We start from the raw sequence: 11,711 nt of genomic DNA, 5'->3' as shown, positions 1-11,711 counted from the left end.
CTGAAACAGATGTTCCTGGATTTAAAAGAGCTGGGATATGAAGGGTCGTACGACCGCGTGGCCGCCTTTGGTAGACGGTGGAAGGTGGGTCAAATGGAGAGGGTCAAATCCGCGAGCAAATCAACAAATTAGCTTCATCATTAAATCTTTGTTAAAGACCTGCTGCTCTCGATACTACGGGAAGAATGCGCGATGGTGTCGCGGAGGATAGCGGTCTTCTAGCTTGAAATGCGCTCCTCGTTGTACTGATACGATAAATTTTTTAGCATGGACTACTGCATCTATTCTTGCGCTGCAGCCCATGGCCTTGATCCCGCTTGCTGAGTTATTTGGGATGGAGTCGATGACTGAGCGAAGCTCTTCTTTCGTCGGGCACGAAGATGGCGGGGATGGGGTGCTGTTACTTTTGATCTGAGAACAAACTGAAGTCTAGCAGCCGTGTTAAGACGTCCTAATGCTTGCCAACGTGCTTTGGCGCCTCTGATATGGTGCTAGAAGGTGGGGCGGGGCTGTAAGTGGCTGGGGCCGCTGTCGTCGATTGAGATTGGTGCGGGTAGTCAGACTCGAACTGACAAGCCTTGCGGCGCTGCGACCTAAACACAGTGTGGTTACCAATTTCACCATACCCGCACGTACAACACATCAGGTTAGATATTTTGTCGTGGACAATTTTGTCTGAGCAAAAATCTTCCCAAATTTCCCAAACTCTTCCCAAATTTTTGGCGTGAATTAACCTGAATTTGGATGAAATAGGCTGAAACAAACTGAGACAGCCTGAATTCTTGCCTTGGCCTAAGTGCTTGATTTTTCTGCCAAAAAACGCTGGACCCCTTGTTGGGTAAGGCTCCTGCTGCGTGCATAAAAAAACAAGGTGCTTAAACCTAAACCTGGTGCGTCTACCAATTTCGCCATCCTCGCTGAAGGTGTCGGGCACCGGTGCGATAGCAGTCTGGCAGCGGGTGCGCCGCAGACCTGCCGCTACCGATGCAGGTAGCAATTTGTCAAAGCGCGCCATTGTACTGCAAGGTGTTGTCACTGTGGGCGTTTTTCTGTGGGACATTTTCTCGTCGCCGCCCATCGGTAGTACCATGCCGCCTGTCTTTTTACCGGGCAGGATTCTCATGACACGTTATCGTCACTACAAGGGCGGCATTTATGAATATGTCGACGAGGCCATCCTCGAGGCCGACCTGACTCCCATGATCGTCTACCGCGCCGCCGATGGCCGGCTCTGGCTGCGTCCACGCACGGCCTTCTTCGAGATGGTGGAAGTCGAGGGCAGGCAGGTGCCGCGTTTCGAGAAGATCGAAGACTGACGCTGTTTGCTCCCCGTCGACGTCGCCGTCCCACCGCGGCGGCACAGCGCCCAAGCTGAACAATGCCTGCGCACGGCGGTCTATCGCACTGTTGTCTGTCTTTTTCCCTGTTTGATTCACTTTATCCGGACATCCTCATGAACCATCAAGCACGCGCCCTGGCTGGCGCGATGTTCTCCTTCTTCGCAATCGCCGCCGCTGTTCCACATGCCGCCTCGGCCGAAGAGCTGGCCGATGTCAGCACGGCCTTCCGCTGGCTCGGCAAGAACGACCGCGTGGTCATCGAAGCCTATGATGATCCCAAGGTGCATGGCGTGACCTGTTACGTCTCGCGCGCCCGCACCGGCGGCGTGAAAGGCACGGTTGGCCTGGCCGAGGACAAGTCCGAAGCCTCCATCGCCTGCCGCCAGGTGGCACCGACCCTGCAATTCCAGGACAAGCTGCCGGTCCAGGAAGATGTCTTCAGCGAGCGCATGTCGATTCTGTTCAAGCGCCTGCACGTGGTGCGCGTGGTCGATACCAAGCGCAATACGCTGGTCTACCTGACCTATTCCGACAAGCTCATCGATGGCAGCCCAATGAACGCGGTGACCGCCGTGCCGGTGGCACCTTCCACGCCGATTCCGGTGAAATGAGGAAAATTCTCTAAATTCTTTACGCCGGACTTTGCCGGCAGGCAATCCATCAGCGGCGGTAGCGCGTTGGCGGGCCGCGCCGGGGCTGGTCCTGCGGGCTTTGGTGGGGATTTGCCGCTGTTTGCAGCGTGGCAAGCCCATTTTTGGACTATCGGCGCTTTTTGCGTATAAAATAGCGAGCTTTAGCGCGGCCGGGCAGGGCGCTTTTCGTCTGCAGTCTGATGATTGGGATGGAAGACAGCATGCTCCGGCTTACGGAATTCTTAACATTTGGACGATTTAAATGGCAACTGCAGTCGAAACCCTGAGCAAACTCGAACGTCGTATGACCCTGTCTTTCCCGCTGGCCGATGTTCAGGCTGAAGTGGAAAAGCGCCTGAAGGTGCGCGCCCGTACCGCCAAGGCACCGGGTTTCCGTCCGGGTAAAGTGCCGATGAAGATGGTTGCCGCCCAGTTCGGCTACCAGGTCGAAACCGAAGTCCTGAACGACAAGGTCGGCCGCGCATTCAACGACGCCGCTGTCGAAAACAACCTGCGCGTGGCTGGTTTCCCCCGCATCGAACCCAAGACCAGCGAAGAAGCCGGTGAAGGCAAGCTGGCCTTCGACGCCACCTTCGAAGTCTATCCGGAAGTCACCCTGGGCGACCTGTCCGGCGCTGAAGTCGAGAAGACCACCGCAGCCGTCTCCGACGCCGAAATCGACAAGACCATCGACATCCTGCGCAAGCAGCGCGTGCACTACCACGTCAAGGGCGAGCAAGGCGCGCACGGCGACGGCGGTGCCGACCAGTCGGCCCAGAACGGCGACCGCGTGACCGTGGACTTCGTCGGCAAGATCGACGGCGTCGAATTCCAGGGCGGCAAGGCCGACGCCTTCCCGTTCGTGCTGGGCGAAGGCCGCATGCTGCCGGAATTCGAAGCTGCAACCATCGGCCTGAAGGTCGGTGAGTCGAAGTCCTTCCCGCTGGCCTTCCCCGAGGATTACCACGGCAAGGACGTGGCCGGCAAGACCGCTGAATTCACCATCACCGTCAAGAAGATCGAATGGGCGCACATGCCTGAAGTCGATGCAGTCTTCGCTCAATCCCTGGGCATCGAAGACGGCGACCTGACCAAGATGCGCGAAGACATCAAGAAGAACCTGGAGCGCGAAGTCACCGCCCGCACCAAGGCCAAGACCAAGGACAGCGTCATGAACGTCCTGATCAAGGCCTCGGAACTGGAAGTGCCCAAGGCCCTGATCGACCAGGACGTCGAGCGCCTGTCCGAAATGGCCCGTCAGGACATGGCCCAGCGCGGCATGGACCCCAAGGTCATGCAACTGCCCAAGGAACTGTTCACCGCCCAGGCCGAGCGCCGTGTGCGCCTGGGCCTGATCCTGGCTGAAGTGGTCAAGCAGAACAAGCTGGAAGCCACCGAAGAACAGGTCAAGGCGCAGATCGAAGATTTCGCCCAGAGCTACGAAGATCCGCAACAAGTGCTGAAGTACTACTTCTCCGACCGTCGCCGCCTGGCTGAAGTCGAAGCTCTTGTTTTGGAAGAAAACGTCGTCAACTACGTTCTCGGCAAGGCCAAGGTCTCGGAAAAGCCGGTTTCGTTCGACGAACTGATGGGTAATCAGGCGCAAGCGTAATCCGGTTTTCTCTAGTAGTATCAGAAAACTCTTACGCTTAAGGATGCATACATGACAGGTCTGATGAAGCAATCTGCACTGGATACGCAAATGCTCGGCATGGTGCCGATGGTGATCGAACAGAGTGGTCGTGGCGAACGCGCTTACGACATCTATTCGCGCCTGCTGAAGGAACGCATCATTTTCCTGGTCGGACCGGTCAATGATGCGATGGCCAACCTGATCGTGGCCCAGCTGCTGTTCCTGGAAAGCGAAAACCCGGACAAGGATATTTCCCTGTACATCAATTCGCCTGGCGGTTCGGTCTCGGCCGGCATGGCGATCTTCGACACGATGCAGTTCATCAAGCCGCAAGTGTCGACGCTGTGCACGGGCTTGGCCGCCTCCATGGGTGCTTTCCTGCTGGCTGCTGGCGCCAAGGGCAAGCGTTTCTCGCTGCCGAACTCGCGCATCATGATTCACCAGCCCTTGGGCGGCGCCCAGGGCCAGGCATCGGATATCGAGATCCAGGCACGTGAAATCCTGTACCTGCGTGAACGCCTGAACACCATCCTCGCTGAAAAGACCGGCCGTAGCGTCGAGCAGATCAGCAAGGACACCGATCGCGACAATTTCATGTCGGCCGAGGCCGCCGCGGAATATGGCCTGATCGACCAGGTGCTGACCCAGCGCGCTTGAGGTTGCGTCATCGCATTGGCGACCATCCAACGCGAAAAAATGCCCGAACGTAACACGGTTCGGGCATTTTTTTTGGCCAAATTTTGACGAAATTGGCACAGAGCGGCTTTTTGGGTTCTGTTTGCTTGATAAATGGCACCTGGGCTGACATATAACGGTCATACGGCAGTCCTGTGAAGCAATTTGGGACATCAAAAATGACCAAGCCGTGACGAATCCGGATTTCGCGGGTATGATCGGGTCGTAACTTTTACTCTAGTAGCTCTATGTCCGAGAAAAAATCTTCCAGCGGCGAAAAACTGCTTTACTGCTCCTTCTGCGGCAAAAGCCAGCATGAAGTGAAGAAGCTCATCGCCGGTCCTTCGGTCTTCATCTGCGACGAATGCATCGACCTGTGCAACGACATCATCCGTGATGAAGCCGCCAGCGTGGAGAGCGTTACCGGCACCAAGTCGGATCTGCCGACCCCGCAGGAAATCACCGACCTGCTGGACCAGTACGTGATCGGACAGGCTACCGCCAAGCGCATCCTGTCGGTGGCGGTCTACAACCACTACAAGCGCTTGAAGCACCTCGGCAAGAAGGATGACGTCGAACTGGCCAAGAGCAACATCCTGCTGGTCGGCCCCACCGGCTCCGGCAAGACGCTGCTGGCACAGACCCTGGCGCGCATGCTCAACGTCCCGTTCGTGATCGCGGATGCGACCACCCTGACCGAAGCCGGCTATGTCGGCGAGGACGTCGAGAACATCATCCAGAAGCTGCTGCAGAACTGCAATTACGAAGTCGAGAAAGCCCAGAAGGGCATCGTCTACATCGACGAGATCGACAAGATTTCGCGCAAGTCGGACAACCCGTCCATCACCCGCGACGTCTCCGGTGAAGGCGTGCAGCAGGCCCTCCTGAAGCTGATCGAAGGCACCATGGCTTCGGTGCCTCCGCAGGGTGGCCGCAAGCATCCGAACCAGGACTTCGTGCAGATCGACACGACCAACATCATGTTCATCTGCGGCGGCGCCTTCGACGGCCTGGCCAAGATCATTTCCGACCGTTCCGAGAAGAGCGGCATCGGTTTCTCGGCCAGCGTCAAGAGCCAGACCCAGAAGAGCAATTCGGAAGTGCTGTTGAATGCCGAGCCGGAAGATCTGGTCAAGTTCGGCCTGATCCCGGAACTGGTCGGCCGTCTGCCGGTGATCGCCACCTTGAACGAGCTGGATGAGGAAGCCCTGATCCAGATCCTTGTCGAGCCCAAGAATGCGCTCATCAAGCAATATGCCAAGCTGTTGCAGATGGAAGGCGCCGAGCTGGAAATCCGTCCGGCCGCCATGCATGCCATCGCCAAGAAGGCCCTGGCGCGCAAGACCGGCGCACGTGGCTTGCGGTCCATCCTTGAGCACGCCCTGCTGGATGTGATGTATGAACTTCCGAGCGAGCAGAACGTGGCCAAGGTGGTGGTCGACGAGAACACCATCACCAACGGTGCCAAGCCGCTGTTGATCTATCATGACCAGCCGAAGGTGTCGGGCGGTTGATTGTCCCGGCAGGTGAAGTAAACAGTAAAGAGTAAAGAGCAGGAAAAGGAAGGCCTCATCCGGGGCCTTCCGGTAGCAAGAAGCCACCACGAAGTCCGGTCACCGCAAACACGGTAAAATAAACCGGCGCACATAACTGGCTTCCATCGAAAAGCCACCCGGAGCTAGCTTCGCGTGTGGCTTTTTTATTTTGTTGCGATCATGACAACGCGCAGCTGGTGAATATTTATTCCGCCGGACTTGTGTTTTGGTCACTCGTGCCAACATCATTCACAGTACTTATTGATAAGGCCCGCCATGACGACTCCTATACTCACAGAACAATCGCAATTGCCGCTGTTGCCCTTACGGGATGTGGTTGTCTTCCCGCATATGGTGATCCCGCTCTTCGTCGGCCGCCCGAAGTCGATCAAGGCGCTGGAAGCGGCCATGGAGCAAGGCAAGAGCATCATGCTGGCAGCCCAGAAGGCGGCTGCCAAGGATGAGCCTTCGGCCGAAGACATTTATGAAATCGGCTGCGTGGCCAATATCCTGCAGATGCTGAAGCTGCCTGACGGCACCGTGAAGGTGCTGGTCGAGGGCGCGCAGCGTGCCCGCATCCATCACATCAGCGAACTGGAAACCCACTTCGTCGCCGAACTGACCCCGGTCGAATCCGAGCAGGGCGACGAGGCTGAAGTCGAAGCCATGCGCCGTACCATCGTGCAGCAGTTCGACCAGTACGTGAAACTGAACAAGAAGATCCCGCCCGAGATCCTGACCTCGCTGGCCGGTATCGACGACGCCGGCCGCCTGGCCGACACCATCGCCGCGCATCTGCCGCTCAAGCTTGAGCAGAAGCAGGTGATCCTGGAGATCTTCAACGTCACCAAGCGCTACGAGCATCTGCTGGGCCAGCTGGAAGGCGAACTGGACATCCTGCAAGTGGAGAAGCGCATCCGTGGACGCGTCAAGCGCCAGATGGAAAAGTCGCAGCGCGAGTACTACCTGAACGAACAGGTCAAGGCCATCCAGAAGGAACTGGGCGAAGGCGAAGACGGTGCCGATCTGGAAGAGCTGGAAAAGAAGATCGCCGCCGCCAAGATGCCCAAGGAAGCCCTGGAAAAGGCGCAATCCGAGCTCAAGAAGTTGAAGCTCATGTCGCCCATGTCGGCTGAAGCGACCGTGGTGCGCAACTACATCGACACGCTGGTGGCGTTGCCCTGGAAGAAGAAGTCCAAGGTCAACAACGACCTCACCAATGCCGAGAAGGTCCTCGAAGGCGATCACTATGGCCTGGAGAAGGTCAAGGAACGCATCCTGGAATACCTCGCCGTGCAACAGCGCGTGGACAAGCTGAAGGCACCGATCCTGTGCTTCGTCGGTCCTCCGGGCGTGGGCAAGACCTCGCTGGGCCAGTCCATCGCCCGCGCGACGAACCGCAAGTTCGTGCGCATGGCGCTGGGTGGCGTGCGCGATGAAGCCGAGATTCGTGGCCACCGCCGCACCTACATCGGTTCCATGCCGGGCAAGATCCTGCAGAGCCTGTCCAAGGTCGGCGTGCGCAATCCGCTGTTCCTGCTGGATGAAATCGACAAGCTGGGCATGGATTTCCGTGGCGATCCGTCGTCGGCCCTGCTGGAAGTGCTGGATCCGGAGCAGAACCACACCTTCTCCGACCACTACATCGAAGTCGATTTCGACCTGTCGGACGTGATGTTCGTGGCGACCTCGAACTCCTTCAACATCCCGCCGGCGCTGCTGGACCGGATGGAAGTGATCCGCCTGTCGGGTTACACCGAGGACGAGAAGACCAGCATTGCGCAGCGTTACCTGCTGCCCAAGCAGATCAAGAACAACGGCCTGAAGGAAGGCGAGATCAGCGTGGCCGAATCGGCCATCCGCGACATCATCCGCTACTACACCCGTGAAGCCGGTGTGCGTTCGCTGGAACGCGAAGTCTCGAAGATCTGCCGCAAGGTGGTCAAGCTGCTGCTGCTCAAGAAGCAGGAGAAGAAGGTCACCGTCACCTCGCGCAACCTGGACAAGTTCCTGGGCGTGCGTCGCTATGACTTCGGCATCGCCGAGAAGGAAAACCAGATCGGCCAGGTGGTCGGCCTGGCATGGACCGAAGTCGGTGGCGACCTGCTGACCATCGAAGCGGTGAACATGCCCGGCAAGGGCCAGATCATCCGCACCGGTACTTTGGGCGACGTGATGAAGGAATCGATCGAAGCCGCACGTACCGTGGTTCGCAGCCGTGCCCGCAAGCTGGGCATCAAGAACGAAGTGTTCGAGAAGAGCGATATCCACATCCACGTGCCGGAAGGGGCGACGCCCAAGGATGGTCCGTCGGCGGGTATCGCGATGACCACGGCGCTGGTGTCCATCTTCAGCGGCATTCCGGTGCGGGCTGATGTGGCGATGACTGGTGAAATCACGCTGCGCGGCGAAGTGCTGCCCATCGGTGGTCTGAAGGAAAAGCTGCTGGCGGCGCATCGTGGCGGCATCAAGACCGTCCTGATTCCTGAGCAGAATGTGAAGGATCTGGCCGAGATTCCGGACAACGTCAAGAACAAGCTGGAGATCATTCCGGTGCGCTGGATCGACAAGGTCCTGGAAGTCGCTCTGGAACGCCAGCCGGTTCCGCTGACGGAAGATGAAGCCATTGTCGAAGCGGCCGTCAAGCCCAAGGAAGGCGCGACGGATCCGGTGGTGAAGCATTGATCCGGCGGGAGTCTTCCGCCTTGAAAGGCGCCTCAGTTGAGGCGCCTTTTTTATGTGCCAAAAGGATTCATGTATCGGCTCATGGGAATGAGCTTGAAAATCTCACTGAAAATCGCATCAAGCCTGCAGCTTGGCTTGACAGGGCTCTGGACGGGCTTGTTTAATAGCCGCTGCGGAAAATTTCCGTCAGGCAAGCGATGGTGTGGAGGGCTCTGTCGCGATGTGTTGGAGCTGAGGCACCGTCGTTTGAAATCAAACAACCAGAAACTTGTTCGAGGGGCGTAAGTGAATAAAGGCGAACTGATTGAGCACATTGCCGGCGAGGCCGACATCTCCAAGGCAGCAGCGGGACGTGCAATAGACGCATTCATTGGTGCAGTGAAGAACACGCTGAAGAAGAACGGCACGGTCACCCTGGTAGGTTTCGGGACCTTCGCCGTGGGCAAGCGCGCTGCGCGGACGGGCCGCAATCCGCAGACGGGGGCTGCCCTGAAGATCAAGGCATCGAAGGTTCCTAAATTTAAAGCTGGCAAAGCTTTAAAAGATGCTATAAAATAATGTTCTTTCGTTGCTGAGGTAACAAAGCAACGAGACTGTCAAGTTTGCCGGGGCGCTTAGCTCAGTTGGTAGAGCGGAGCCCTTACAAGGCTTAGGTCGGGAGTTCGAGCCTCTCAGCGCCCACCAGCATCTTGCAGTCGGCACCAGTTTAGGAGCGGTAGTTCAGTTGGTTAGAATACCGGCCTGTCACGCCGGGGGTCGCGGGTTCGAGCCCCGTCCGCTCCGCCAAATAAAACGCCTCATTCGAAAGAATGGGGCGTTTTTGTTTTTGCGCAGCAAAAACCTGCGGAACGGAGGGAGCCGCCTGCGCGGCTCCCGGCGGGGCGAGAAGGGAATCGCTTGCAAGCGATTCCGCGGCCTGCGCTTGTGTAGGAGAGCCCCGTCCGCTCCGCCAAATAAAACGCCTCGTTCGTAAGAACGGGGCGTTTTCGTTATTGCAGATGAATTTTCTCTCACTCGCCGCATGAATCCGATCTGAGAAAATTACGCCACACGTATCAAATAAATGTGAGTTTCAAGTACTTTTCCACATGGAAATGTTTACACTGGTCTCGAATTTGCAGTTTCTGAAAAAACAGGAGACCGGCACAGCCGGGGCAGACAATGTTTTTGAGGGAACCCGGCCTGCTGCATGGGGGCCGAGGAAGAAGGGCAAGAGCCGCTCCCCAAAGATGTGAAGAGAACCCACGAAACGCATTGCGGATTCGCAAAGTGGTGCAGTGTCATGGGCAAGCAGGGCAATGAGTGACGGCGCGGGGCAGCGTCGTCCGGCCAGGGCCTGCACGTGGACATCAAATGGGATCAACAAGGGGGTAGCGATGAAGCTCGCCAATTTCAATATCGGCGTCCGCCTGGGCGCCGCATTTGCAGTAGTTTTGCTGCTGATCGTGGTCACGGCCATGGTGGGCGTCAGGAACCAGGCTTCCAACAATGCTGAAATCAACAGCATCGTCAACGAGAAATACCAGCTCATCGCCTTGAGCAACCAGATCAAGAACAATGGCTACAAGGCCAATGCAGTGCTGTCCAACATCTTGCTGGCGACCACGCCCGAGGCCTCGGCGAAGTACATGGATGACTACGCCGGCCTGCGCAAGGCCAACACCGAGGCCTACCAGAAGCTGGAAGGCATGCTCGATTCCGACAAGACCAAGTCGCTCTACGCCGAACAGACCACCGCCCGCTCGGCCTACGGTGTGGCCGTGCGCAAGTTCTTCGAACTGATGAAGAGTGGCGAGCGGACCGAGGCGACCACGCTCTACCAGGGCGACATGTCACGCCTGCAGGTGGAGTACTTCGTCATGGTCGACAAGATGGTCAATTCGCTGGCCCAGGAAATGGTGGAAGACTCACACCAGGTCGCCGTGGATGGACAACTGGCCGTGATCCAGATGATCGTGCTGGCAGGCGTAGCCGTGGTGCTGGCGTCGGTCATCGGCGTGCTCATCACGCGCTCCATCACCGCTCCAGTACGCCACGCGGTGGTGCTGGCCGAAGCCGTGGCGCAGGGCGACCTGTCGTATCGCCTCAATGCCGCCGGCAAGGATGAGATCAGCCGACTGCTGCAGGCACTGCAGCACATGAGCGATAACCTGCATGACACCGTCTCCAACGTGCGCAATGGCACCTCCGCCATCGATATGGCCGCGCGTGAGCTGGCGCAGGGCAACCTGAGCCTGTCTGACCGCACCGAACAGCAAGCCAGTTCGCTGGAAGAAACCGCCTCGGCCATGGAGCAGCTCACCTCGGCCGTGCGCCAGAACGCCGACAATGCGCGTCAAGCCAGCGAACTGGCCGTCTCGGCCTCGGATGTGGCCGTGCGCGGCGGGGCCTCGGTGGAGCAGGTGGTCAACATCATGACGGCCATCAGCACCTCCTCCGGCAAGATCGCCGACATCATCACGGTCATCGATGGCATCGCGTTCCAGACCAACCTGCTGGCGCTGAACGCGGCCGTTGAAGCGGCGCGCGCCGGCGAGCACGGACGTGGTTTTGCGGTAGTGGCCAGCGAAGTGCGCGGCCTGGCCCAGCGCAGTGCAGTGGCAGCCAAGGAAATCAAATCGCTCATCGAGGGCTCGGTCGGCCATGTGAAGGCCGGCAGCGCCATCGTCGAACAGACCGTCTCCACCATCGATGAAGTCATCGCCAGCATCAAGCATGCCACTGACCTCATCACCGATATCAGCGCCTCCAGCAAGGAGCAGAGCGAGGGCATCGAGCAGATCAACCAGGCCATCAGCCAGATGGACCAGATGACCCAGGAGAATTCGGCCCTGGTGGAACAGAACGCGGCTGCCTCCCAGGCCTTGCAATCGCAGGCCGAGCAGCTGTCGGCGCTGATGGGCCGCTTCCGCCTCAGCGAGTTGCTGGCCAACGGCGCTGCCGGCGGCTACGCCGCTTCCCCGCGCAACAGTCCGCGCGAAAAGATCATCCAGCCCGAGCTGTCCCTGATCCAGGGCTGAGGCTTCCCCCGGGCGGCGTGCCTGCCGCCTGACCCCGTATCTGCGAGGAGACCGCGCCCGCTGCATCACTGTGGGCGCGACAACAACAAAGTGTCCCCCTGCAAGCTGCTGCCGCACCAGGCCGGAAAGGGCCTGGCAGCCGGCTGGCAGGAGCGGACACGTCCGTTGCGTGCGTCGCCGCTGCTGCAGGG

General features: G+C 58.5%; 8 protein-coding genes and 3 tRNA genes. 10 read left to right on the top strand and 1 reads right to left on the bottom strand.

Going from position 1 to position 11,711, the window contains the following annotated elements; all coding sequences use genetic code 11:
* Positions 1 to 545: 545 nt before the first annotated feature.
* A tRNA-Leu gene (locus tag FYB76_RS08890) sits at positions 546 to 630 on the bottom strand.
* A 491-nt stretch (positions 631 to 1,121) separates the two neighbouring features.
* Between FYB76_RS08890 and FYB76_RS08885 the strand changes: the two genes are divergently transcribed.
* The 10 genes from FYB76_RS08885 to FYB76_RS08840 all read left to right on the top strand — a co-directional run bounded on the left by FYB76_RS08885 (position 1,122) and on the right by FYB76_RS08840 (position 11,520).
* On the top strand, positions 1,122 to 1,316 hold the full coding sequence (locus FYB76_RS08885; RefSeq protein ID WP_154133396.1) for a DUF1653 domain-containing protein: 195 nt from the start codon (positions 1,122 to 1,124) through the stop codon (positions 1,314 to 1,316).
* 137 nt (positions 1,317 to 1,453) lie between these two features.
* A complete protein-coding gene (locus FYB76_RS08880) occupies positions 1,454 to 1,951 on the top strand; it encodes a CreA family protein (RefSeq protein ID WP_154133395.1) in 498 nt (165 codons plus the stop codon).
* A gap of 283 nt (positions 1,952 to 2,234) precedes the next feature.
* Positions 2,235 to 3,584, top strand: coding sequence for a trigger factor (gene tig / locus FYB76_RS08875; protein WP_154133394.1), 1,350 nt, complete (start codon positions 2,235 to 2,237; stop codon positions 3,582 to 3,584).
* Between the two features lie 51 nt (positions 3,585 to 3,635).
* The gene (gene clpP, locus FYB76_RS08870; protein ID WP_034341328.1) at positions 3,636 to 4,262 is read left to right on the top strand and encodes an ATP-dependent Clp endopeptidase proteolytic subunit ClpP; all 627 of its coding nucleotides are present in this window, start codon (positions 3,636 to 3,638) and stop codon (positions 4,260 to 4,262) included.
* Between the two features lie 266 nt (positions 4,263 to 4,528).
* Complete coding sequence (clpX, locus tag FYB76_RS08865) at positions 4,529 to 5,794, top strand: ATP-dependent Clp protease ATP-binding subunit ClpX (protein WP_039787216.1); 1,266 nt, start codon at positions 4,529 to 4,531, stop codon at positions 5,792 to 5,794.
* Positions 5,795 to 6,091: 297 nt separating this feature from the next.
* Positions 6,092 to 8,500 (top strand): endopeptidase La, encoded by a 2,409-nt coding sequence (gene lon / locus FYB76_RS08860; protein WP_088754320.1) that lies wholly within the window; start codon positions 6,092 to 6,094, stop codon positions 8,498 to 8,500.
* A gap of 285 nt (positions 8,501 to 8,785) precedes the next feature.
* A complete protein-coding gene (locus tag FYB76_RS08855) occupies positions 8,786 to 9,058 on the top strand; it encodes an HU family DNA-binding protein (protein WP_088754321.1) in 273 nt (90 codons plus the stop codon).
* A gap of 50 nt (positions 9,059 to 9,108) precedes the next feature.
* Positions 9,109 to 9,184 (top strand) — tRNA-Val (locus FYB76_RS08850).
* Between the two features lie 25 nt (positions 9,185 to 9,209).
* A tRNA-Asp gene (locus FYB76_RS08845) sits at positions 9,210 to 9,286 on the top strand.
* 590 nt (positions 9,287 to 9,876) lie between these two features.
* Positions 9,877 to 11,520, top strand: a complete 1,644-nt coding sequence (locus tag FYB76_RS08840; protein WP_154133393.1) for a methyl-accepting chemotaxis protein — start codon at positions 9,877 to 9,879, stop codon at positions 11,518 to 11,520.
* Positions 11,521 to 11,711 lie beyond the last annotated feature (191 nt).

The organism is Herbaspirillum sp. CAH-3, from assembly GCF_009668275.1.
Classification (GTDB): Bacteria; Pseudomonadota; Gammaproteobacteria; order Burkholderiales; family Burkholderiaceae_D; genus Herbaspirillum; species Herbaspirillum aquaticum.
The sequence above is the reverse complement of the archived record's forward strand: the minus strand, read 5'-3'. Positions and strand labels throughout refer to the sequence as shown.